Genomic DNA, 24794 nt, shown 5'->3' with positions numbered 1-24794 from the left:
TTCTATTAATTCAAAAAAGTGATCTCCATTAACCTCTTTATAATTTGTAACTTTAAATTTTCTGTTCTGTAAAAGAAGTAATTCCTTTGCTGGCGCTCGTCTGTGACGAGTGCACACAACAATACGTAATTTAGTTAAATACTTCTCTAAAATACAAAAGCTACAATAATTAAATTGTAGCTTTTGTTTGTTCTACTAATTTTTACCTTCTAGTCACTGACTAGCATTAGTTTGAGCTATTCTCAGGGAATTTAACTTCAAATTCTTCTCCTATTTGATTATCGTTTTCATCAACCTCATACCACTCGAATTGATGTACTAAGTTATCATTTCTTAATTTCTCTGTGAAAAGGTTAATAAAGTCTTGGGCTTCTTCAAGAGCGCCTTTTAATTCAGCGTCAAACAGAAAACCTTTATGACCATCTTCATATATATATATATCAAGTTTTTCATCTTCATAATGTATAACTTTTTCTACATCAGCAGCATATCTATCTCTTACTTTTGATGCGGTCAACATGTTTTTCATTAAAGAAATAAATGCTTGATATTCTATTTCTATATAACCTCCTATTAAATATCTTTTTTTCATAATTATTTTATTTTTAAATCTGGTTTTAAATTTAATTTTCCCCTTTGCTGGCGCTCGTTTGCGACGAGTGCACACAACAATATGTAATTTAGTTAAATACTTTTGTAAAATACAAAAGCCACAATAATTAAATTGTAGCTTTTGGTATTTTCCAATCTTTAACGTCACTCGTCACAGACGAGCGCTAGCAGGTGATTGCAAATCCGAGCGATCGGGTTTTTGAAGTTTTATTATTCAGACCAAAAATCTTCTTCGTAAAAGTCTTCGCTTAAAAGGTTTTCATCTTTGTCATATGACCTAATCCATTTAGCCTCTCCGTTAGAATAGTTTTCATACTTGATAACTCTTTTTATTTCGTTATTTAAATTATATTCTATTGTTTTTATTTCCAAATTTTTATTATCATAATAATTTTCAATTTTAAATTGAAAATTATTATCTTGATCATAAAATAATCCAACTCCTTTAGTACCTGTTTCAAGAATAATATCCTCTTGATTTATTGAAAATTTTAATTTTTTATGATTTAAATTTTTGTCCTCTAATACATTATTTACAACTACAGAATTATTTATATCATCTACAGTATAATTAACAATTGTTTCTAATATTTCTTTATTCATTTTATTTAAGTTTTAAATATGGAGGAGTGTCTATATCACTTCCTTGTTTAATAATTGATATTTGTATAGGTTTTCTGTTTTTAAATGATTGATATTTTAAAAAATCAAAAGTATTCCCTTCTATTTGGTCAAAAGAAAAAGAACTTATTTTCCTTTTTTTTAATTCGTTTTCGAATTTCTTTGACACCCTTTTGTAGCGTTTAATATTTTCAGAAAATAATTCTCCCTTTGCTGGCGCTTGTCTGTGACGAGTGCACACAACAATACGTAATTTAGTTAAATACTTCTCTAAAATACAAAAGCCACAATAATTAAATTGTAGCTTTTGGTATTTTCTATTTTAAAATTAATCTTCTGGAAATTTAATTTCAAACTCCTCTCCAATATCGTTGCCTTTTCCGTCTCCTTCTGCATATTCAAAAGAATAATAAGGTATCCCTTGATTTTGTAACAGGTCTTTAATAGAGTTTATAAAAAGATGGGCATTATCTATTTCTTTTTTATATTCACAATCAAAAATCAGGGTTTCTCCTTTTTTTTCGAGTTCATTACCATGAATATATATATAAATATGTTCATCTTCATATCCTATTTCATAACCAAAATCACGTTCTTTTAATTCTAATTTTGAATTATCTAATTCATCAATACTTAAAAGTATTTTATAAAATTCTTTATTTGTTATTTCTATACTTCCGTTAATAAATATACTATTCATAGCTGTTAAGTTTTAAGTCTGGTTTTAAATTTAATTTTCCTTGTTTTGTTTGAATTGAGATGTCTTCTATGTTTAAGTGTTTATATTTATTTGCTATATTAATTCTTATTTCTCTAAAATTATTTACAACATTTATATTATTTGTTTTTTTTGAACTAATTTTTTTGTCAATAAACATTTTTCTAAAAGTATCTGCTTTCCCATTATATGATTTTCTATTGTTTACAATATCCTCAGCCAATTTTAGTAAATTTTTATTAGACATAATTGACACATCAACAACCTTACCATCTAACTTCACTTTACCTTTAAAAGCATTTTTAAGATAATTATTAAATACATTATCATCAACAAAAACAGCTAAATCTACATCGTCTGCTAACTTCTTTCTTAATGCAGAACCTTGCACTCTAACATTATCTATAGGTATCCCTATTTTGTTTAACTCATCTAAAAGATCTTTACTAAATTTTTTAAACTCTCTTAGGCTTCTAAATTTAAAAGGATAACCTCTTTTTTTAACAATATTAACATAGTTATTCATTTGCTTTTTTAGCTGAGAAAAAGATATGTTTTTAATATTACCGACTTTAATAAAACCTAATAATTCAGCATTACTTATATCTAATTTTCTTGCTTCAGCTAATAAAATTTCTAATGATCTGTTAGAATATTTATTGCTTATATTATTCTCTTTGAGGAGATTTTTTAAATCTTCAAGACTATTAATAAACTTATCAATAAGTTTGTTTTTTGGGTCAACTGATAAAGATTTTTTGACATCGTCAAAAAGCTTATCAATCATCTCCTTAAAGCCTTTAGTGCCTTTACGTAAAAAGTCTATAAGCTGATCTAATAATTTTCTAAACCCTTTAAAAGTATTTATAACTAATTTTTTACTAAAATCAAATACTTTTTTACCTGCTTTGGCAATGCCTTTTAATACACTAGTAAATAGACTTGCTAATTTTTCTAAAACCGAAGCAACACTTAAAGTACCTCCAGAAATTAATAGACCACCTACAATCTCTACAACAAATCCAACCATAAAACCAATGAACGCTCCACTAAAATACGCAATAGTTTCAAAGGATTGTGTAGCGTCTTTAATTTTAGTTCTAAAATGGCTATAGAGCAGGTTAAAGTCTATGTTTTTAATGGCATCTATTGTATTATCAACATACTCCATCAATATAGGGAACTGTGTGCTAAAATTGTCTGTAAAATCTACCATAGCAACAACACCTTTAAAGACCATCTCAAATAGTTGAAAAATACCTGAAACTGCATCTATCAAACCATTCCAAATACCACATAAAAAGGCATTTGCCACACGAATTCCTTTTTTGATTAAGTCTGTAAAATCAAACGTTTCTAAATCGTTTAGCTTATTTATTATGGCATCACTAACTTGAATGTATTTACTATATAAAAAAGCTTCTGCACTGTCTGGAATAATATCAATCTCTACAGGTACTGTTACAGAACTAAAAACACCTATTGGTATAGGAATGTTTGTTTCTAAAAGTTTTCCAAAGTCTGTTTTTTTAATATAACTACGTATGGATGTATCATACTCTAAAAATCCGCTTTTAAACTCTTTAAAGGATTGTATAGTGTATTCATTAATTTTAGAATCATCCATCTGGTCTAAATAACCTTCAATAAAAGGAAATAGAAAGGGTTCAAATTTATGCTCTGTATCTTCTGTACCGTCTTCTTTTATTTTTTTTGCATTTGGATTCCATCTATAATCGTCTAATCTTCCTTTGTCAATAAAACTGCTTATATGATGACAAATAGTACCTAATCCTTCAACTATAGGCTTACTAATAGCTAATGGATTAAAATAGTTTCCTGCGGTAAATAAAAACTCAACCGCTTCTAATGTGACATTTTCTAATTTACCGTGTATGATTAACTCTTGGAAAAGCTCTCTATCAATAGCTACAAAGGAATTTATATACTCATACACCGATTTACTATTATAAAGCTGTGAGATATCTGTAAGATTATCCTTGACTCTTCTTCCTATTTTAATTTTACAAAATTGAGCACTTATATCGTCTGTATTATCTTCGATAAAAAAGATCATTCCTTTTTCATCTGCTTCAACTTCTTTAAATGCTTTCTCTAATTTTATAGCATCTTTACTAAAGTATAATTCTATATTATATCCAAATACGTCATCAAAAGGGCTAAATTTATCATCTTTGTTTTTGTCAAAAAAAGCTTTGACAGAAGCTATATGCTGGATTCTATTTGGGTCTGTACCAACATCTGTTGTTACAATAACATCTTCTATTTTTTTAGTTTCGCCTCCAGGAAAATATATGGGTTTTAAATCTTGTTGAGGCCTACTTCTAAAAGGAAACGATGCTAAAGGATGCACATTGGTCATTCCTCTATGATTTTCTAATATTGTTGTATTCATAATTATCTTGTTTTATTAAATTCATTTAAAAACCCTAACACCAACACCAACATTATGTGTTGGGCTTTGTAATTGGTTTAGGTTTAATCTGTAGCTTGCAAACCATTTGCCTTTACGGTTGTATTGTAAGCCTAAGCTTAGATTGCTTAATTGTTGTGTGTTTCCGCCAACTTCTGTAAATGCATATAAACCACTTCTAAAGGTTTTTGGGTATTCTATGGTTTTGGTTACCGTAATTTGTCTTGGTACTTTTAGCTTGTATGAGAGTTGACTATCCAACAGACTACCATCCAATAGGTTGTAGCTGTAAATGTCAATATCGTCATTACTTAGTGTGTCTTGATAGACTTTGGCTTGGTTAAATAGTGACGCATCTTCTGTTTCTGTTAGGTTTTCTAGTATTTGAGACGTGTCTTCTTTATTAACATAAACGGTTTTATACTTTACGGTTTGGACTTTAAATGTATCGACTTTAGTTTGCCAAATGGTATCTTTTGTAATGGTTACAGTTGGTTGATCTGGTGTTTTAAAACTACTGCATTGTTTTAAAAATAAATTACTAACGACTAATGCTAGTATGATTAGCAATAACAAGCGTTCTGTCTTTATTGAAAAATTTATCATTGTTTTGTGTGTTTTGTTATCAATTAAAAAAAATTGGTTAGAGATGCTTCGACTGCGCTCAGCATGACATAATCAAAAAATTGATGTGTTATTTTAATTTTTAAAATATAAAAAGCCTGCTTCCTGTTATTACACAGGAAGGACTTAGGCTTTTAAATAAATGTGTGATTCCTTTTTTAAAAGGAACTAATTAAGGTTATTTCTTTGCTTCTTTAGAAGCGTTTTTGTCCTCTGTAAGAGTCTCTATGGTTTCTTTTAAGGCTGTAAGCTTAATTAAGTTGATAAGTGCTTTAAAAGGGTTAACACCGTAGATTTTATTAAAATTTTCTAAAATGGATTTTATTTCGGCTATGGCTATAAAACCTGCAATAATCTTTAAAAAAGGTACTTCGTTTACGATGTGTTTTTCTAAAAAGAATGCTGCTAATATCACCAAGTTGTAAATAAAAAACTTTGAAACGGTATGACCAACTCTAGAACTTCTAATAGGTATATGATTTTTTATTGAGGCGTAAGATCCTGTAATAAAATCGACCACAATTAAAAATACCATGGTTACCATGACACCATTTACAGGAGACAATAAGGTCAATAACCAAAATGTATATTTGACAATTTTGTCCATGTTTTTTTATGTGTTTAATTACTATTTTGTTTGAGTTTTTTATAGTCTAACACACGACTTTTAGGATAGGCTTTTATACAAACCGAATTGCTTTGATTACCTCCAAGGATATATACATAAGACTTGGTTTGTTTAATAAAAAACCCAACGTGACCTTTCCAGCTTTTTGGGTTTTCTCTCCACAATACCACAATATCTCCAACACTTGGTTGATTGGTTGAGGTCCCAACAGTTAACCAGCTTCTAGCATTTAATTTGCCAGAACACTCAAAACCTGATGTTTTAGCTACCCAATTTGCAAACGCACTACACCAAGCAGTTTCGTCTTTAAGTTTTGAGCCATTAAAACCTATTTGATCAAAGTATTTTATAATACGTTGGTTGTCTTTTGCACCTATCACTTCTTTTACACCATACTCTGACAGTGCTTTATTTATTAAGCTCATAACTATAAAATTTAAAAAAGTTAATAATGAAAATTGTACTATCAAACAGAAGCTTTTAAAATTAATACAAAGCTTGTATTTGATAAAAACCACACATATGTGTGAATTATTATTTTAAGCAGACCAAACCCCTTACCAAAGATTACTTTAGTTTATAAATTCTTAACCTGAATAGGATTAATCTAGGTTTATGGGTTTCTACTTAACACGAATTGAATGTAACAAACGGTAAACGTTGTTAGAAAAGCGAATACAAATATAATCATTTTACAAAATATATACAAACATTTTGCAAAATAAATATATTAAATTTTGTAATTTGTTTTATTAAAAAAAGCATCGTTTATGATGCTATTTTTATTACTTACTTTTGTGATCACAGATTGTAAATCAGCGCGATCGAATTTTAAGCATAGAACCAAAATTGTCAATTTTTATTACTAAGCTTGTTTTTTCTAGCCATAAGTCTAAAACACAAAAAGCTACAATAATTAAATTGCAGCTTTTTTAGTTTTGCTAATCTTTACCGTCACTCGTCACAGGTATTCGCTAACTTAGAGAAGCTAAATCATTGTAAAAACTAGAATGTCCATTTAGCTTAACTTCTCCATTCTCTCTAATTTCGTGAATAATATCTCCATTAAATTCAAAGAAATAATCTTCTTCTGGATATATTTCAGTGGTAATTTTATGAACCACATCTATTAAAGATTTACGAAACGCTATTGGATCCACTTCTTTATCTGTTACATCAAATGAAATGATAGAGGAGCTACCGAGTTCTTTAATAATTAATGTTTTATCAAAATGACTCTCAATATATCCTCGAGTTGATGAATATAATTTAGAAATTAAAAAAGATTTATTATCATTTTTCTCTATTAGTTCTTTGAGTTCTGGTTTTTCATCTAATTTTCTAGTAAATTTTAATCTATATGTTAATGCCATAGTCTTATTTATTTTAATGTTAAATAATTTATTTATCCTTCTTTTGTAATATATATTACCTCTTCTAAACCTTTAATATTCCAATCAGTAAATTGCTTTTTTAGTATAGAAACATCTCCTTTCCAGTTTTTAAGGTTTATTATTACTCTTTTAGTTTGTTCTTTAAGGATTTTATCTTCTACTTGTGACCATATACCTCTTGCTTTCTTATTCCTCTCAAATGGAGCATAACAGTTAAAGACCTTACCTTCAATTAGGTAATCTGGTTTTTTTTGTTGTCCCTATAATATTAGGGTTTTACTCTACTATAAAACCATTTTTAGCAAGAATATCTGCTGTTTCATTTTCTATTTCTAATGATGTCTTTGTTTGAATATCTGCTTTTTTAGAAATTTTAGTTCTTGAGCCAATTGGTTTTGCGTTAAGGTTTGGTCTTTTACTCGGTTTTGTTCTTGTTTTAGTTAATTCTGCTAAATACTTCTCAAGAGTCATGCCTTTTTTTAGTGGCTTCCTCTGTTGCTTCTTCTAAAAACTTAGCATACTGTTTTTCTGTTAAGTTTTTTACAACTGCAACGTCACTTACCATAACGTCTCCAGTTTTATGTTTTCCTTTTAATTGATTTTTAAAACACATACCTAAACACTTTTAATTGGACAAAAAGTGAGCGTATCTGTTGCCTCATCAAACTTAGAGGGACGTATGCCAAGCTTTTCTAAACGTTTACGTATACTTGCGCTATAATATCCACGATACGCGTCATCTAAAAACACTTTGGTTGTTAGTAGATTAGATTTTAACCACTCTACTAGGTCGTCTAAATACTAACTAACAAAAGCTACAGATTACTCTGTAGCTTTGCTAATATTAAATAGTTTTTATTAACTATTTTGTTCTATAAACTTTTTAAAGTGTTGCAGAAATTGAATAAACTCTTGATGTGTAAGTTGTAAACCTAATTTATCTTGGTCTGTTTCTCCTGCTCTTTGAGCCATAAGATCTATTAAAAACAAACCATTCTCATTACTAATTACATATACATCTTCGTTTGCCCATTCACAAGCTGATTCTTTAGGTTTTGTTTTACCTTTTTCTACGCCATCTATTATTTCTTGAACCTTATAAGCTGTCCATCCATAATTTGTAAAATTTTCAAGAATTTTATATTTATCTTCTTGTAAATTAATATAGAACCAATCCTCCTTACTTTTGAAACTGTAATTCATCTTTATTTTTAAATTTTAGGGTAAGCATTCATTATGCTACCATGTTTATCGATTTCAATTAATATTTTAAATCCAGAACTTGTTTCCCTCGTTGGCGCTCGTTTGTAACGAGTACACACAACAGTAACTATTTAACCAAATACTTTTATAAAGTACAAAAGCTACAGTAATCAAACTGTAGCTTTTTTTGTTTACTAATCTTTAACGTCACTCGTCACAGACTAGCGCTAGCTTGAGTATACAATTGTTAAAATCCTAAATAAAATCTTTATAGATTATCATAATAACAATCTTTTGCTTCCTGAACTTCATCTTTAAATGCATTAATATTTGGATTGAATTTTATTAATAACTCATCTAAACAATCTATAAAATCTTTACTAAGCAATTTATATGATAAAGCTTCAAAAGTAGAACAAATCCACTCAATTGATGATAAATCTAATTCTTTTAAAACAGATACTGTTTGTTGAGGCTCTTTAGTCAGCAACAACTCTATTTCATCTAAAAGCACCATCGTTTTTGGATCGTTTACATGCGTGTTTTCCATATATTGCACATCTTCTTTAATTTTTTTCAATAATGAATTCATAATATTATTTAAATGGGTTTGATTCAAATTTTTTACTGTTTTTTCTAGGCTGTAAAGCATTGTCAGGAAATATAGTTGCGGGTTTCCCTTTTGTTTTTAACACACCTACTCTAACTTCGTCATATACATCAAACAAAGGAGGAGGACCATCTTTTAATTTTTGGAAAGCTTTAGTGTTTTTTTCAATAACATATTCAAATGCTTTTTTTATCTTAACATCATCCCAATGTTTCGGAAACCAAGACTGTCCTGTAACAACTTTTCCGTCGACCATCTTTTTAATATTATGTTTGTGCTTATCCACACTACCAATTCGTACACCATTTTCAAATGTATGCTCAATTTTATACCCACGTCCAATTTCTACTAAAAAATCCAAATTAGACTGTCCATGCCCTCCTGATTTCATTTTACCAGGTAATGTACTTAATTTAGGATTTCCAGGAAGAGCAAATTCTCCTTTTTTTGCATGTTGAATTACATTGTCAGTAATCAATTTAATGATTCCTTTAGCCTCTACCAACTCATCCAAATACTTCTCAAGAGTCATGCCTTTTTTTAAAGGCTTCCTCTGTTGCTTCTTCTATAAACTCAGCATACTGTTTTTCTGTTAAGTTTTTTGCTACTGCAACATCACCTACCATGACGTCTCCTGTTTTTCGTTTTCCTTGTAATTGATTTTTAAAACACATAACTATACACTTTTAATTGGACAAAAAGTGAAAGTATCTGTTGCCTCATCAAACTTTGAGGGTTGTATGCCTAGTTTTTCTAAACGTTTGCGTATGCTTTGTTTAAAATCAAAAAGCTACAGTTTACGCTGTAGCTTTTGCTGATCTTAAATAGTTTTAACTAACTGTTTAGTTCTACGAATTTTTTAAATTCTTTCATAAAACTAATGAATTTTTGAAACGACCATGTAATATCTGGCGTTTCGCTACCTCTTGCCCACATTAAAACTTCTGCTTTTTTTACAGCTATAAAAAAATCACTTCCTTCTACTTGGTAAGTGTAATCCTCTTCGTCTTCTAATTTATTAGATTCATCTATAATTTCTTGTATGTTTTTAGGAGTCCAATGATTACTACCTATTTCACTTAATTTTTTCTCAATATCTGGTAATGATTCATAATCAACACCAAAATCTCCACTCCAACCAAATGGCTTTGTACTAAATTTGTATTTCATAATAATATTGTTTAATTTTTTATCCAAGGATATGCATTAGTTAAATTTCCAAACTCATCAAATTCAATTAATATTTCAAAAGTTTCTTCGCTATTCATTATTTTGTGTTTATAAGGAAATTTAGAAAAATCTTTCCCTGATTTAACAAGGTCATCATAAACCAATGCAATTTCTTCTTTTACTCTATTAATATCCCAATTTTTTGGAAATAATGTAGAGGTCGCTTTTTTTGTATATTTTACACCATCTACAATCATTTCTACATTAGCTTTAAAAGGTATATCGTCCGGTAAATTTTTAAACTTTACTCCAGGTGGTTTTCTAATAGCAATAATTTCAAAAACTTCACCTATTTTCTCATGGTTGTGTGCGCCAGCCATTTTATAATAAGCAATTGAACCGTCATTAAATTTTACTGCTACTAATTCTCCATCAAAATGTTTATGAAATTTCTTTTCAAACTTGCTTAAATATTTTGCTAAAGCTGCTCCTCTTAATTTAATCTTCTCTGCTATCTCTTGCAAATACTTCTCAAGAGTCATGCTTTTTTTAGTGGCTTCCTCTGTTGCGTCATCTAAAAACTTAGCATACTGTTTTTCTGTTAATTTTTTTGCTATTGCTACATCATCTATTATGATGTCTCCAGTTTTTCTTACACCTTATGGTTTATATTGATAACACATAACTAAACACTTTTAATTGGACAAAAAGTGAAGATATCTGTTGCCTCATCAAACTTTGAGGGTCGTATGCCTAGTTTTTCTAAACGTTTGCGTATGCTTGCGCTATAATATCCACGATACGCATCATCTAAAAACGCTTTGGCTGTTAGTAGTTTGGATTTTAACCACTCTACCAGATTATCTAAATACTAAATAAAAAAAGCCACAGATTACTCTGTAGCTTTGCTAATATTAAAAAGTTTTAATTAACTATTTTGTTCTACAAAATTTTTAAAGTCTTGCAGAAATTGAATAAACTCTTGATGTGTAAGTTGTAAACCTAATTTGTCTTGGTCTGTTTCTCCTGCTCTTTGAGCCATAAGATCTATTAAAAACAATCCATTTTCATTACTTATAACATATATATCCTCATTTGCCCACTGATAAGCGTTTTCTTTAGGTTTTGTTTTACCTCTTTCTACTCCGTCTATGATTTCATTAATTTGATTAAAGCTCTTTAGTGTAAAATCAAAATTTGATATTATTTCTTGTGATTCAACTAAAAAATAAACTGTTCCAGTTGTATCAATTGTTTTTTTATAAAATTTATAATTCATAATAATTTAATTTATAAGTTAATAGGGTGAGCGTTAATTATTTTAACATTTTTAATTTGAAACCCACTAGTTGATATAGCCTCATACTAAGAGATATCTTTAATTGTTTTTTTTAATCCAACTCCTTTCGCTACAGTATTTTGATAAACCCAAGCAACTTCCTATTGTATTCGCTCATAACTCCAATTTTTTGGAAATATACTTGAATTTGCTGTTTTAGAAAACACTTCCCCTCGTTGGCGCTCGTTTTTAACGAGTGCACACAACAGTAAGTATTTTAACCAAATACTTTTATAAAGTACAAAAGCTACAGTAATTAAACTGTAGCTTTTTTTGTTTACTAATCTTTAACGTCACTCGTCACAGACTAGCGCTAGCTTGGGTTTATATTAACTATTCTGTTCTACAAACTTTTTAAAATCATTTAAAAAATTTATAAACTTATCAATTGACCAAGTAAAATCTTCTGTTTCTTTTTCAGATTCTAGTAAGTTAAAAAAAGCAACTTCGTCTTTATCAATAATAAGCCCTAAATTACCATGATCTACTTGATAATCAATTGTGTTTTCGCCTTCAACATTTGTACAGGTTTCAATTAATTCTTGAATGCTTTGTGGTGTCCAAGCATGGGAGTTAATTTCAAATAATGTTTCTTCTTCCTGTCTTAGTGTATCATAGTCAATTCCAAACGAATATGTTTTGTTTTTAATATTTGGAGAACTAATATCATATTTTTTAAATTTATATTCCATTGTTTTATATTTTTATATTTGGATAAGCGTTGGTAATATTTCCAAATTTATCAAACTCTATTAATATTTCAAATGTCCCGTCACTTGATTTTCCTATAAATTTAAAAGGGGGTTTAGAAAAATCTTTTCCTGTGCCTACTAAATCATCAAAGATCAAAGCAACTTCTTCTTTAATTCTTTGTATATCCCAGTTTTTTGGAAAAAAACTTGAGATTTTTTGTTTTGGTATAAGTCTATTACTATATCGCAATTCTACATTAGCAATAAACGGTAAGTCGTCTAGTAAATTATCAAACTTTACGCCTCTTGGCTTTCTAATTGTTTTAATATTTATTTTACTACCGTTTATTGTGTGATTGTGAGCTCCTTTTATCCAAAATGTTGGAGTATTATCTCTTTTGCTCCATTTACCTACAACAATTTCTCCATCAAAATGTTTATGAAATTTCTTTTCAAACTTGCTTAAATATTTTGCTAAAGCTGCTCCTCTTAATTTAATCTTCTCTGCTATCTCTTGCAAATACTTCTCAAGAGTCATGCCTTTTTTAGTGGCTTCCTCTGTTGCTTCTTCTAAAAACTTAGCATACTGTTTTTCTGTTAAGTTTTTGGTTACTGCAACGTCACCTACCATGACGTCTCCAGTTTTTCGTTTCCCTTTGGGTTTATGATGAAAACACATAACTAAACACTTTTAATTAGACAAAAAGTGAAGGTATCTGTTGCCTCATCAAACTTTGAGGGTCGTATGCCAAGCTTTTCTAAACGTTTGCGGATGCTTATTTAAAATACAAAAGCCACAATTAAAATCTGTGGCTTATAATTAAATGCTAATCGCGCTATGTAATGTAAAGAAGTTATCAGATTAACCGTACTGAGTAAAGCCATAAATATCATCTTTATCGCTCATCTTATCCATTGGAATTCCTTGAGCATAGAAAATATATAAAAATTGCTCGAAAATAAAAGGGATATTTAATAGTTTTATTGTTATCTCAATAGAGCTATCCGAGGTTTTTGAACTATACCACTCCCATGCTCTATGATACATGCTTTCAATCCAAGATTCAAAATGCCAAAGATTATCATCTCTATCTCTATCTTCGCTCGTTTTTAAGGTCATGCTTTCAACAAACCAAACGGGTAATGTTGTTTTCCATTCTTCGTCATTTAGCCATGTGTTGGTGTATGCATATTGAGAAATTATTTTCATAATTTCTTTAGCTTTTTCTAAAACAATCTCAGGGTTATCAATATCTCTGATAGTAAGGACCAACTTAGAATCATTTAGTGATTCTCCTTTAATATAATTATCTATTCTATCTATTTCTTTCATAATTATTCAAATTTAAGTATTTCTATATTAACCATATTTTCTAAAAGTTCATCAAAATAATTTTTTGGTAAACCAATAGAGAAATCAGTTTTTGAGGCGTCTCCATATTGGGGTTTTAACGGAAATTCCTTTCCTCTTGATTGCTTAACCGTATCTTTAATAATTTTATTAAAGAATTCTTCACTAACATCTGCAGTAAATAATTCCGCAGAATCTCCTCTTTTAACCCAATACTCTAGAACCCTGTTTTCATCTTTGAAAGTGACATATAAACGAGAGTCACCATCAATCTTCAATTTATTGTTTTTTAAAACAAAACGATGTCTACTAGCATTCGGTACTTTTCCACCTTGAACCCTGTATAACTTTACTAACCTCTTGTTTCGTAACTTGTTTTTTTTAACCAAATCGACTAACTCATCCAAATACTTCTCAAGAGTCATGCCTTTTTTAGATGCTTCCTCTGTTGCGTCATTTATAAACTTAACATACTCTTTGTCTGTTAAGTTTTTTGCTACTGCTACATCATTTATTGTGATGTCTCCTGTTTTTCTTACCCCTTTTGGTTTATATTGATAACACATAACTATACACTTTTAATTGGACAAAAAGTGAACGTATCTGTTGCCTCATCAAACTTTGTGGGACGTATGCCTAGTTTTTCTAGCTGTTTACGTATGCTTTCTTTAAAATGCTTACGGTAGGCATCATCTAAAAACGCTTTGGCTGTTAGTATTTTAGATTTTAACCACTCTACCAGATCATCTAAATACTGAGGTAATTTAGTAATAAAATCTTTTATAACATCCATTAGGTTTATAATTTTTACAACACCTGTTTTTGCTAAATCGCCTATTGTGTTTGCTGCTTTTTTGGTTGTTTTTACTACGCTTTTAAACGCGTTTTTCATGCTAGTGTACACTAATTGCGATGCTTTAAAAGCGTTATATGTACCCAATGTTAGCATAGCACCAATGACCTCTTCTACAATAAAACCAACAATTGCACCTATAAAATAACCTACTTGGTCTGCTTTTGGTAAAGTAAAATCTAAACTTGCTTTACTTGGGTTGGTTATTAAGCCATACACCTGTGTTACAAACTTAATAATACCACCTAATACCTTTTGAGAAATAAAGGTTATGATAATATCTACTCCATTTTCTAACACCTCCAAAAACATAGATAATGTGGCTTTGGTGTTAAAAGTAAGGTTCGCTACTGCCTCATCTTGTAAATCTGGGTTAAACAAGGCTTTTGCGACACCTAAAATAAATAACACTGTATCTAACAGGCTATTAATAAGCCCAACGACTAACGCGTTTATAAATATTAAAAAGTCTTTGGTGCTTTCTGTTACTTTTTTTAAAACCTCTGCTATGGCTTTTTTAAGCGTTTTAAGTGCTTTAAAAATGTATTTGGTAAAGTTTTTTAAATAGCTATCAACACGATTATCTATACTTTGTAGAGTAACCTCTAATTTAGTCTTAATAGTATCTAAATAATTATCTATTTTATTGGATGCTGCATTAATAAAATCGTTATTTTTTTCTAGCTTGTCTATAGCAGTATCAAATGGTAAAAAGCTATCGTAGTTATCGTTTTTTGTGCCATCTGTATTATAATACTTCCAGTGGTTGTCTTCAATTTTTAAATACTCTACACCTTTAATTAAAAGCCCTACTGCTTCGCTAATAATTTTACTAGGTACATTTACAGCTACAGAAACTATTTTATACCCAAAAAAGAAACCTCTTTTAAGATAATAAACCACGTCGCTTTTATTTTTTTTATCTTGAAGGTGCTTTTTAATAACGTCTATAATATCCTGTCTGTTAATATCTAAATCCATAGCTTTTAGTAGCCTACTAATAGTGCTTTTTTGGCTACCTTCTAAATTGCTAAAATTTGATCCAGACCTAACTCTTACAGAGCTTCCAAATAGGTTTGAGTCTTGTTTGTCTTCTATATACAAAACCAACTCGTTTGGATTTACTTCTGTAGTTTCTATATAGGCATGGTCTATTTTTGCACCATTACTAGATACCATAACTATAAGTTGGTTGTCTGTTTTATCTAAAGCGTCGTCAAAATCTAAAAACGGTTTTACAGGTTTTGGATAAGCACTTGCTGAAACTATCACTTCATCTATAGCAACATCATTAATTGTAGATATAAACGTAGAAATGTAATGCGTACCGTTATAAATAAATAGCTCTTGTGGTAACACATCGATATAACCAACAGGTTGGTATATTTTTTCTGAACCTGTTTCTTGTATATATCCTTGTTTTAATAAATAATCAAACATTAAAGTGGTAAACACTTTTGGTTTATTAGACTCAAAAGAAGGCTTAAAAAAATCTTCTGCTTGATTGAACCACTCGTACTCTAAAACTTTAACATATTCTGGATTATCAGTATCAATTTCTACTGGTATATAAACTATCTCTGAAGATTCATTATCATTTTTTATAACTTCAAACCTCTTGGGTTTACTATCGTTATAAAGGAAAATATTATTGTAATTGCCTTTATACGCATAGTTAAAGTTGTTTTCTGCATATTGGTATGCGAACATATTTTCTTGTTTTTAATTATTAAACAATAAGTTGTTTTTAAACAAAACTTACCCTATTCCGCTCTGCTTTAATTAGAGAGCGGAAGGATTTTTTATTGCTTCAAGTCTGGCTTGATGCATGTAATAAAAGGATAAGGTTGTTATTGTGTTACACCTGTTCTATTGCGTTTTTAAGCGCTTCTATAGAGATTTGTGCAACAACTTGTCTTGGACTATCGTCAGTATTTAACTGAAGCTTGCCATCTACAATATCGATGTTTTCGATATGTCTTTCTCCATCACTTTCTGCAATACCAATTTCTGCATCATTAAGCTCAAACTGGTCAGATTGTGGCACCTCGTCTGGGTTTTCAAAGTCAGATAAATCGTCATTAAATGGTAACGCTTTATTAACTTTTAAACCTATACTTTGTGCTTGCAAAATGGTTAATGCTGTTGGCACGCGTGTTGGCCAGGCTTTTCCTAGTTTTTCGCCTTCTGGTTGACGTAACTCGTCTACAATAGACAGGTACAACTCGTCCTCGATTACTGGTACTTCTCCACCATTCCAGATCTGTCCTGTTTGCATGTAATAACGTACTGCTTCTTCAAATCCTGGCTTTACGGTTACAACCACTCTTGCCATACCAGCTTGCATGAAATTGCGGAATAATGGGTCGTTAGACTCGTCATACTGATATAAGCTTGACCAATCTTGACGATTTCCCCAATAATAAGGATACAGGTTATAAGACATGATATCCCACTCAAATGCTTGTTCCATAAACTTTACAAATGCTGCGTAATTATCTAAAACTGCATTGACTTTTACTTCTGTATTTGCAAATGTTTCTTCACCACCATTGTTGGTTCTGAATAAATCAGATTTACCATAGGTGTTTTTAGCGCCTGGATTTTGATCTATTAAATAAGACATACAATTTTTACGTAAAATCTTGTTTTCAAACTCACGATAAAATCCTGGATTTGTTCCTTTAATTTCAATTCCTGATGCTTTTTCTTCAGCTAGTTTGTCGTTATAATCTGCTAAAGTATCTTGGTAAGCATCAATAATAGCTTTAAAGGTTTCTTGTTGCCATTTTATTTCTGCTTCTGTTGTTAATTCGCATTTTGCATTTATACTCCCTGAAACAATAGGGCTTTCTCCTGTTGCAAAAGAATATGATAATTTTCTTTCAATATTTAAACCAGTTATTGAACCCTGTTTCATTGTACTATATCTATTTATAATCCAAGTCGAACTTTTTCCTGCTACAGTAAGATAAGCCTGATGTGCACCACCAAAATTATGTGGATAAGTCCCAAAAACATAATCAACACTTTTAACCACGTAGTTTTCAGGTATATCTAATTCTCCATTACCAGAAACAATTTGAATTTTACCATCATCTTTCCCTCCAAAAGCAGAATCTCTTCCATCAAATGCTTTTGAAATCTCTGTGTTTTTCATTGGTTTTTGTAAGATCTCAACATTATACTTACTTGCCCAATATTTTAATGTTGTATCATTAACCTTAGAGTAATTGTTTAATGTGTTAACTGTTGCTTTTCTTGGGTCAATAGGCTCAATTAAAGTACTTTCTTCCTGAATAGCGTTTTCTGCCATACCTAACAAATGAAGTTTACCTGGTTGCGGTACCATAAACTCAAACATCAAACGTTTACCATAGTTAACCACTTGATTTTTATATAATTTATCTATCCATCTAAAAACCCCAACTACATGTTTGTCTCCTTTACGATTATCAAAACCATGTGAGTTGTTTTCTTCAAACTCTTCCACAATTTTTTCAATACGTTCTTCTTTAACTTTAGAGACTATTCTGTCTAATGCACGTTCTGTAATGTCTTTAGAGTTAGTCACTGCTTGAAGCGTGCTTTCTTCTTTAGAATTATGAGTTGCGTAGTTGGCATTCACACCTAATTGCACACCTATATTTTCATTTCCATAATGGGTATTAACACTGGCTCCTGCAGAAAAATCCTTACTATTAGCAATAACATTAGCTACTTCGCTTTGCATTTCAAAACGAGTTGTTGACGTTGTATCTGTTAATTGTTCTTTTTCAGACTCGGAAGAAGTTGTAAACGTATCTTCTTTACTACGTAAACGTCTTGTGCTTCGCTCTTTAAACTCGCGTGCCATAATGTTTTCAATGTGTGCTACATCTCCTTCAATATACCCTTGAGTTGTTTGTTCAACTTTATTATAATCTGCAATACCTAATTGTTTAACACCAAAACCTGTTGGGACAAAAGGGGTTTGATTAGACGTTGCTGGATTTACAATATCATCATCATCACCTGTAGCTATCTGACCATCTAACACACCAGAAGTACATTGTGTTAAACTAAATTCTGGGACTGTAAACGATTTTACAACTCCATTAGTAAACGTAATTGTACCAGAAAACGAGACAATTTTTGGTTGGTCTGCTAATACAGGCAATCCAATATTGATGTTTTTAATAAATACAGTATTACCAATTTTAGACAAAACATAAGATGCTTGTCCGTTGTTTGTAAAATCAGTATCTGTTCTTTGTACTGTGTAATCAAAATTGGATACATTCCAGGAATTATCAGGAACAACAATTGATAAATCTGAGTTAAACTTAGACGCAAAAAATAGTCTTTTCTTTGCTGGTTTAGTACATAATTGATAAGTAAAAATAGGTGATTGACTTGTTGTGTTAACCGAAACAACTACTCCACCAATACTAACTAATGTTGTTTGGTCTTCTGCAGTATTATCTGCTATTACCTCGTTATTCTCTGAGATGACATCTACAATATGCCCATCAATATCTACAAAACCTTCATAATCTTCTACAAAATAATTATACGATTCTTCATCAATACGCACTGTAGAATTACTTAAAACTGATGTTTTAAGAACCGCTAATTCTGGTAATGTTTCAAAATTAAGATCATCTAAAGCATCAGATTTAACAGCCATTAATTCTGTTAATGTTTCAAAATTGGAAGCACTTAATTTAGTTTCTAAATATTTATAATCTAATTGGTTTCTAAAACTAAACTCAAATTCTGGTAATTCTGGTTGAGCTACAGTATTTGGCTGATTACACGGATCGTTTGGATCATAATCTACATTTGGGTCTTTAATACTACACCATTTTTGTTTTGCTTCCTCAACGTCTTTAGTATACTGATCTAAAATTGGCTTAATTTCTTTCTGATGATTTTTTTCTGCAGATTCTAAAGCAATATCATACTCTTTTTGGTATGCTTTTTCAACACGCTTTAATTGTTTAGAAAGCTCAGTAAGTTTTTGATTTTCAAGTTCGGCTTGTGCTACAACTTGTTGCTTAACCATTTGCTCTGTAGGCGTCGTTACTACAGTTTTTGATGCTACTAAAGTTTTTGCTACTGTAGCTGTTTGATCAACTATATCATCAACAAAAAGTGATTTAGGAAGTACTACTTTAGCGGTTAATAATGTTTTAGCAAATTCAAAATCAGGGGTTTTATAGTTTGTTAAAAAGTGGTTAGCTGTTAAAAGCTGTATAATTACTTCTTTAACATAAAACTCTTTTTGGGTTAAAATCTGATAAAATAGATTATCCCATAATTGACCTAAGATTTTATTATCACTAATAACGGAAACACCTTCAGCTTTTAATTCAAGATCTTTTTCTGATAAAAACTGTTTGTTTTTTGCAATCCAAACTGAAAACTCATATAATTTACTGTCAATAGATTTAATTTTTTCTAGAGATAATGGCTTAAAAGTTTGAGCTACTGCATTTAAAGCTTGCCATTTAGAAGCGCCTTTATAAAGACTAGAGATAACCGCCTCAAAATCTCCTTTAAGGATATTTTCACCTCTTAAAATAAAACGCTCTGTTTGTTTGCTCTCATCAGTTAATTCTGGAGCTCTCATAGATACAAATCTGAAAAGCGTATTTTTAATTTTTGTACTCATTTTTTAATGTTTTTTTTAATTAATAATGGTTCAATTAAGAACACTGTTGTCGTTTCGCTTTTCTAACAGGTTTACCTTAATCAAGCCTTAATTACTTAAGACATAAAAATTTGAGTCATTCTAACATTTTATTAAATATTATCGCTAATTTTTTAATTTTTAAAGAAATTACTTTTAAAAATCTAGTATTTGTCAATTAAAATTCATACAAATGTTTGATTTTTATATAATTTTGTATATTAGCAATTCATTAACGAAACAAAAATACAACATTTTACAAATCAATACAAACATTTTACAATATATTTTGTAAAAAGTTTTAATACTATATTTTTTGGGCTATGAAACAGATAGATGAAAAGATTACCGAAATTATCAACCATTTTAAACTTAATAATTATGCGTTTTCAAAACGTATTGGTGTAACTGGAACTACTATAGATAGTATTGTTAATGGACGTCCTCAAGATGATGGCTCACGAAAAAAAACAAAACCTGGTTATGATGTACTAAGTGCTATTATAGACGAATTTAATATAAACCCAGATTATTTATTTGGAAAAAGTGACGTGATGCTAAAACAGGATGTCACACAAATTCAAACATATTCTGGAGTCCCTCAAGTTATTTCGGTTAATCAAGAAAATGAAGAAAATGTAATTTATGTACCTGTAAAAGCAAGAGCAGGTTATTTGGATGGTTATGGAGATAGCGAATTTATCGAGACTTTGCCCTCTTTTAACATGCCACAACTAAATAATGGTACTTTTAGATGCTTTGAAGTAAAAGGTAACTCTATGGTACGTACATTTTTTGATGGCGATTTAGTATTTGGTAAATATATAGAGCATCTAAACGATATTAAAGATGGTCGCGTTTACGTTATTGTAAGTAAAAATGATGGTATTGTCTTAAAACGTGTAATTAACCGTATTGAAGCACGTGGAAAACTAATTTTAAAAAGTGACAATAAGGACGGAAATTATCCAACATATACAATAGATGCAGAAGATATTATGGAAGTTTGGTATGTCACCATGTTTGCCTCCAAACAAATGCCAGAACCTGTTGATGTTTATGATAGATTACATGAACTAGAAAGTAAATTAGTAGAACTTCAGGAAGCTGTTAAAACTAAAACTTTAAAAAATTAAATTTTAATTAAATGCGTTTAACATTTAATAAACACGAAAAACTTAAAAGCCAAAAGGCAATCGAGCAATTATTTGCCGAAGGTCAATCGGTTTCGGCATATCCTTTGCGATTAGTGTATAAGAAAAATGAACATGGTTTAAAGGTTGGTGTTTCGGCTAGTAAACGAAACTTTAAAAAAGCTGTGGACAGAATTCGTGTAAAACGACTACTAAGAGAAGCTTACAGACTTAATAAAAGTATGTTAATAGACCATAAAATTGACAATTACACGTTAATGATTTTATATATTAGTAAAGAAATACCTGATTTTAAGTTGGTTGATACTAAAATGAAAAAATTATTATCTAAACTAATAGACCAATTACCTAATTAGTAAAGCAAAATATTATAATGAAACACCTATTTAAAAAACGTATTTTAATTCCAATTTTTGCTGCAGTAATACTATTTACAGGATCAGCTTTTAATAACAATTTTTTTGAAATTGCTAAACAAATAGAAATATTCACAACCCTTTTTAAAGAGTTGAATATGAATTATGTAGACGATACAAATCCTGCAGATTTAATGGATAATGCCATTAAAAATATGCTAAACGATTTGGATCCATATACAAAGTTTTATAACGAGCAAGATGTAGAAGCAGAGCGTATTAGACGTACTGGAGATTACACTGGTGTTGGTGCACGTATCAGAACTTTAAAAGATAAACTTGTAGTTATAGAGCCTTATAAAGACTATCCTGCAGACAAAGCTGGTTTAAAAGCAGGAGACCAAATTATTGCTGTTAATGGTGTAAATGTAGCTGGTTATGATGGTGATGCTTCAAACTTATTAAAAGGAGCTTCAAACTCTAAATTAGAAGTTACTTACACACGCCAAGGAGATACTAAAAATACAACGCTAACACGATCAGAAATAGAGATAAATGCAGTACCTCATTTTTCTATGGTTAATAAGCAAACTGGATATATAGTTTTACAAAAGTTTAATGCAAAAGCATCGTCTCAAACAGCTTATGCTTTAAAAGATTTAAAGGCTCAAGGCGCAAAGCAAATTATTTTAGATTTAAGAGGTAATCCTGGTGGATTACTTAACGAAGCTGTAAATGTTGTTAACCTATTTGTACCAAAAGGTCAACTGGTAGTAACCACAAAATCTAAAGTTAAAAAATACAATCAAACTTACTATACTAAAAAAGAACCAATAGATACAGATATACCTGTTGTTGTTTTAATTAATGGTCGTAGTGCATCAGCCTCAGAGATTGTCTCTGGTACATTACAAGATTTAGATCGTGCAGTCATAGTAGGTTCTAGAAGCTTTGGTAAAGGTTTAGTACAGCGTCCAAAAAAACTAACCTATGGTACACAATTAAAGGTGACTATATCTAGATATTACACGCCTTCTGGTCGTTGTATTCAAGCATTAGATTACTGGAATAGAGATAATAACGGAAATGCAGTACGTGTTAAACAAGAAAATTATAACGTATTTAAAACTAAAAATGGTCGAAAAGTTTTTGATGGAGGTGGCGTTTTTCCTGATGAAGCAATAGAAGTGACTAAAAATACAGCTATAACAGATGCTATTTTAGGTAGTCAAAGCATATTTGATTTTGCAACAAAATATTACTACACTCATAAAATTTCAGATATTAATACATTTAAACTAAAAGACTCAGATTTTAACGCCTTTAAAAGCTATTTAAACACTTCTGGATTTAAGTTTGAAACAGAAACTGAGAAAGCACTTAAAAAGGCTTTAGAAGTCTCTAAAACCGAAAATTTAGACGACGATATTAACAAAGACTACCAAACTTTAATTACAAATTTAGACAACTCCAAAGCTAAAGCTGTTCAGGATAATAAATCACAATTAATTAATTTATTAACTGATGAAATTGTTAAACGCTATGTTTACAGAGAAGGTCTTTATGAGTATTATAAAATACACAACGAAGAAATTAAAACAGCTAATGAGATTTTATCAAACCTATCTAAATACAACAGATATTTAAATTAAATAGCTATAAATAAAGCTTTGGTATATTTAATGCTAGATTAAAGTTATGAAGCACTTTTTATTATTTTTATTATTAAGTACAACATTTGTTTTTTCGCAAAGCGAATTAACACATGATGTTTATTTTAACACAGACGAATACGATGTACCCTTAACAGAAGAAAACCGTATATTATTATTTATTTCTAACCTAGATAGTATTCCTATTCAAAAAATATCTATCTATGGTTTTACAGATGATAGAGGTAGCAACGACTATAATTTAGAGCTTTCTCAAAACAGAGCCAATACCATAAAACAATTATTTTCTGGCTACGGAATAGACGAAAATCTTATTACTAATGTCAATGGTAAAGGTGAAATTTTATTAAAAGTTTTAAATGAAAATGAGGTTCATAAAATAAGAGGCTTAAATCGTAAAGTTGAAATTATTGTCACACCATTACAACCTGAAGTTATTAAAGAAACTCCGGTAATTACTCAAGAAGAAGTTATTGAAGATAAACCAATAAATAAAGGTCCTAAAACGACTAAAGATATAGCTGAAGGCACTATAAAAAAAGGAGATAAGATTACCTTAGATAAAATTTACTTCAAGACAAGTTATAGTTATGTAACGTCAGAATCTAAAAAGACTTTAGAAAAACTAGCTAAAATAATGCTAGAAAAAAAGAACATTTACTTTACCATTCAAGGTCATGTCTGTTGTACACAAATGAGTCGTGATGCTATTGATAAAAAGACGAAAAAAAGAAACTTATCTGTAGCTAGAGCAAAATATATCTATGACTATTTAGCAAGAAAAGGTGTAGATAAAAAACGAATGAAATACGTTGGTATGCGTCGTAAATTTCCGTTAGGAGGTGCTCCAGAATTGGATAGACGTGTAGAAATTTTAATTACTTATGTTGGCCAAGCTGACTAAAAAATAGTAATGTTAACAAACTAAAAAGTGACTTTAATAAGTCACTTTTTTTATACTCACACACTATTTTTAAAACATTAGATACTACTTGTTTATAGCTTAATTATAGCGTAAGAAATTACATATTACTTAATATAAAACCATTAAACCTATAATTAGTGATTTTGGACTAATAATTTATATAAAATATTAAGTACATCGTATGTTTGCGCTTGATTTTAAAAATCACCAAAATTTACAAATTATCATTTTTTAAAAATATATTTCTAAGTAAGGTTATTTTAGTTGTTTAACCTTCTTATTAAAAACCGCTTCGTGCCGAAGCGGTTTTTATTTTTTATCATATATCATGGCAATATGTGGTATACCGTCTTCTAAGTATTCTTCACCTATTTCAAAAAACTGTAAATTATTATAAAAGCGTTTTAAATAACACTGTGCAGATATTTTTATTTTTGTGGTATTATAATACTCTTTTATAGCATTAATAGATGCTGTCATGATATCATAACCATATTTATGCTGTCTTTGAGAGTTATCAACAACGACACGTCCTATACTTGAAAACTCAAAATAATCTCCTGGTTTAAATATACGTGTGTAAGCCACTATTTTTTGATCTTTAATACCTAAAACATGTAATGCCTTTTTATCTTTTCCATCAAGATCCTGATAGACACAGTCTTGCTCTACAACAAAGACTTGACTGCGTAATTGTAATAAATTATAAAGTTCTGTAGTTGTTAATTGGTCAAACGTTTTAGTAGTAATATGTATCATTAAT

The 24794-nt window shown here is 29.9% G+C and carries 29 protein-coding genes and 1 pseudogene; 4 read left to right on the top strand and 26 right to left on the bottom strand.

Annotation, left to right across the window (positions count from 1 at the left end; translation table 11 throughout):
* Positions 1-226 precede the first annotated feature (226 nt).
* The 25 genes and pseudogenes from ITB9_RS15495 to ITB9_RS15645 all read right to left on the bottom strand — a co-directional run bounded on the left by ITB9_RS15495 (position 227) and on the right by ITB9_RS15645 (position 19905).
* A complete protein-coding gene (locus ITB9_RS15495; RefSeq protein WP_148638447.1) occupies positions 227-520 on the bottom strand; it encodes a hypothetical protein in 294 nt (97 codons plus the stop codon).
* Between the two features lie 302 nt (positions 521-822).
* Positions 823-1215, bottom strand: a complete 393-nt coding sequence (locus ITB9_RS11470) for a hypothetical protein (protein WP_054852343.1) — start codon at positions 1213-1215, stop codon at positions 823-825.
* A gap of 1 nt (position 1216) precedes the next feature.
* Positions 1217-1402, bottom strand: a complete 186-nt coding sequence (locus ITB9_RS11465; protein WP_187294270.1) for a hypothetical protein — start codon at positions 1400-1402, stop codon at positions 1217-1219.
* A 159-nt stretch (positions 1403-1561) separates the two neighbouring features.
* Positions 1562-1933 carry a hypothetical protein gene (locus ITB9_RS11460; RefSeq protein ID WP_028607243.1) on the bottom strand — a complete coding sequence of 124 codons (372 nt, stop codon included), beginning with the start codon at positions 1931-1933 and terminating at the stop codon, positions 1562-1564.
* Positions 1926-4367 (bottom strand): phasin family protein, encoded by a 2442-nt coding sequence (locus tag ITB9_RS11455; protein ID WP_054852341.1) that lies wholly within the window; start codon positions 4365-4367, stop codon positions 1926-1928. Before ITB9_RS11455 ends, ITB9_RS11460 begins: the two co-directional genes overlap by 8 nt.
* Before the next feature lie 21 nt (positions 4368-4388).
* Positions 4389-4991 (bottom strand): hypothetical protein, encoded by a 603-nt coding sequence (locus ITB9_RS11450; protein ID WP_054852340.1) that lies wholly within the window; start codon positions 4989-4991, stop codon positions 4389-4391.
* Positions 4992-5187: 196 nt separating this feature from the next.
* Positions 5188-5616 (bottom strand): phage holin family protein, encoded by a 429-nt coding sequence (locus tag ITB9_RS11445; protein ID WP_054852339.1) that lies wholly within the window; start codon positions 5614-5616, stop codon positions 5188-5190.
* 14 nt (positions 5617-5630) lie between these two features.
* The gene (locus ITB9_RS11440) at positions 5631-6062 is read right to left on the bottom strand and encodes a TIGR02594 family protein (RefSeq protein ID WP_028288886.1); all 432 of its coding nucleotides are present in this window, start codon (positions 6060-6062) and stop codon (positions 5631-5633) included.
* A gap of 549 nt (positions 6063-6611) precedes the next feature.
* On the bottom strand, positions 6612-7010 hold the full coding sequence (locus tag ITB9_RS11435; RefSeq protein WP_054852338.1) for a hypothetical protein: 399 nt from the start codon (positions 7008-7010) through the stop codon (positions 6612-6614).
* 32 nt (positions 7011-7042) lie between these two features.
* Positions 7043-7270: pseudogene (locus ITB9_RS15890) on the bottom strand (hypothetical protein); the annotation flags it as partial.
* 37 nt (positions 7271-7307) lie between these two features.
* Entirely contained in the window at positions 7308-7502 is a 195-nt protein-coding gene (locus tag ITB9_RS11430) for a hypothetical protein (protein ID WP_054852337.1), read from the bottom strand.
* Entirely contained in the window at positions 7492-7644 is a 153-nt protein-coding gene (locus tag ITB9_RS15655) for a hypothetical protein (protein WP_187294269.1), read from the bottom strand. The genes ITB9_RS11430 and ITB9_RS15655 overlap by 11 nt, the downstream gene beginning before the upstream one ends.
* Before the next feature lie 245 nt (positions 7645-7889).
* Entirely contained in the window at positions 7890-8234 is a 345-nt protein-coding gene (locus ITB9_RS11425; RefSeq protein ID WP_054852336.1) for a hypothetical protein, read from the bottom strand.
* Between the two features lie 268 nt (positions 8235-8502).
* A complete protein-coding gene (locus tag ITB9_RS11420) occupies positions 8503-8826 on the bottom strand; it encodes a hypothetical protein (protein WP_054852335.1) in 324 nt (107 codons plus the stop codon).
* A 4-nt stretch (positions 8827-8830) separates the two neighbouring features.
* Positions 8831-9376 carry an EndoU domain-containing protein gene (locus ITB9_RS11415; protein WP_082396183.1) on the bottom strand — a complete coding sequence of 182 codons (546 nt, stop codon included), beginning with the start codon at positions 9374-9376 and terminating at the stop codon, positions 8831-8833.
* Positions 9366-9518 carry a hypothetical protein gene (locus ITB9_RS15650; protein ID WP_162874881.1) on the bottom strand — a complete coding sequence of 51 codons (153 nt, stop codon included), beginning with the start codon at positions 9516-9518 and terminating at the stop codon, positions 9366-9368. Before ITB9_RS15650 ends, ITB9_RS11415 begins: the two co-directional genes overlap by 11 nt.
* A 160-nt stretch (positions 9519-9678) precedes the next feature.
* A complete protein-coding gene (locus ITB9_RS11410) occupies positions 9679-10014 on the bottom strand; it encodes a hypothetical protein (protein ID WP_148638445.1) in 336 nt (111 codons plus the stop codon).
* Positions 10015-10025: 11 nt separating this feature from the next.
* The gene (locus ITB9_RS15855) at positions 10026-10556 is read right to left on the bottom strand and encodes an EndoU domain-containing protein (protein ID WP_261975632.1); all 531 of its coding nucleotides are present in this window, start codon (positions 10554-10556) and stop codon (positions 10026-10028) included.
* 386 nt (positions 10557-10942) lie between these two features.
* Positions 10943-11293, bottom strand: a complete 351-nt coding sequence (locus ITB9_RS11400) for a hypothetical protein (protein ID WP_054852332.1) — start codon at positions 11291-11293, stop codon at positions 10943-10945.
* Positions 11294-11682: 389 nt separating this feature from the next.
* Positions 11683-12045 carry a hypothetical protein gene (locus ITB9_RS11395; protein WP_054852331.1) on the bottom strand — a complete coding sequence of 121 codons (363 nt, stop codon included), beginning with the start codon at positions 12043-12045 and terminating at the stop codon, positions 11683-11685.
* 4 nt (positions 12046-12049) lie between these two features.
* Positions 12050-12724 (bottom strand): EndoU domain-containing protein, encoded by a 675-nt coding sequence (locus tag ITB9_RS15850; protein WP_261975631.1) that lies wholly within the window; start codon positions 12722-12724, stop codon positions 12050-12052.
* A 183-nt stretch (positions 12725-12907) separates the two neighbouring features.
* Positions 12908-13318, bottom strand: coding sequence for a hypothetical protein (locus ITB9_RS11385; protein WP_148638443.1), 411 nt, complete (start codon positions 13316-13318; stop codon positions 12908-12910).
* 62 nt (positions 13319-13380) lie between these two features.
* The gene (locus ITB9_RS11380) at positions 13381-13962 is read right to left on the bottom strand and encodes a hypothetical protein (RefSeq protein ID WP_054852329.1); all 582 of its coding nucleotides are present in this window, start codon (positions 13960-13962) and stop codon (positions 13381-13383) included.
* A 2-nt stretch (positions 13963-13964) separates the two neighbouring features.
* A complete protein-coding gene (locus ITB9_RS11375) occupies positions 13965-15959 on the bottom strand; it encodes a hypothetical protein (protein ID WP_054852328.1) in 1995 nt (664 codons plus the stop codon).
* Positions 15960-16107: 148 nt separating this feature from the next.
* The gene (locus ITB9_RS15645) at positions 16108-19905 is read right to left on the bottom strand and encodes a hypothetical protein (protein ID WP_187294268.1); all 3798 of its coding nucleotides are present in this window, start codon (positions 19903-19905) and stop codon (positions 16108-16110) included.
* Positions 19906-20246: 341 nt separating this feature from the next.
* Here ITB9_RS15645 and ITB9_RS11365 point away from each other — a divergent pair, with 341 nt between their 5' ends.
* Genes ITB9_RS11365 through ITB9_RS11350 form a run of 4 tightly spaced genes read left to right on the top strand, consistent with a single transcriptional unit; the run spans position 20247 to position 24010 of the window.
* On the top strand, positions 20247-21059 hold the full coding sequence (locus tag ITB9_RS11365; protein WP_028288876.1) for a LexA family transcriptional regulator: 813 nt from the start codon (positions 20247-20249) through the stop codon (positions 21057-21059).
* 11 nt (positions 21060-21070) lie between these two features.
* Positions 21071-21433, top strand: coding sequence for a ribonuclease P protein component (gene rnpA / locus ITB9_RS11360; RefSeq protein ID WP_054852327.1), 363 nt, complete (start codon positions 21071-21073; stop codon positions 21431-21433).
* 17 nt (positions 21434-21450) lie between these two features.
* The gene (locus ITB9_RS11355) at positions 21451-23085 is read left to right on the top strand and encodes a S41 family peptidase (RefSeq protein WP_054852326.1); all 1635 of its coding nucleotides are present in this window, start codon (positions 21451-21453) and stop codon (positions 23083-23085) included.
* Between the two features lie 46 nt (positions 23086-23131).
* Positions 23132-24010, top strand: a complete 879-nt coding sequence (locus ITB9_RS11350; protein ID WP_054852325.1) for an OmpA family protein — start codon at positions 23132-23134, stop codon at positions 24008-24010.
* A 330-nt stretch (positions 24011-24340) separates the two neighbouring features.
* Here the strand turns inward: ITB9_RS11350 and ITB9_RS11345 are convergent, their stop codons facing one another.
* On the bottom strand, positions 24341-24790 hold the full coding sequence (locus ITB9_RS11345; RefSeq protein WP_054852324.1) for a GNAT family N-acetyltransferase: 450 nt from the start codon (positions 24788-24790) through the stop codon (positions 24341-24343).
* Between the last annotated feature and the right edge of the window lie 4 nt (positions 24791-24794).

Source organism: Olleya sp. ITB9, from assembly GCF_001315805.1.
Lineage (GTDB): Bacteria > Bacteroidota > Bacteroidia > Flavobacteriales > Flavobacteriaceae > Olleya > Olleya sediminilitoris.
The sequence above is the reverse complement of the archived record's forward strand: the minus strand, read 5'-3'. Positions and strand labels throughout refer to the sequence as shown.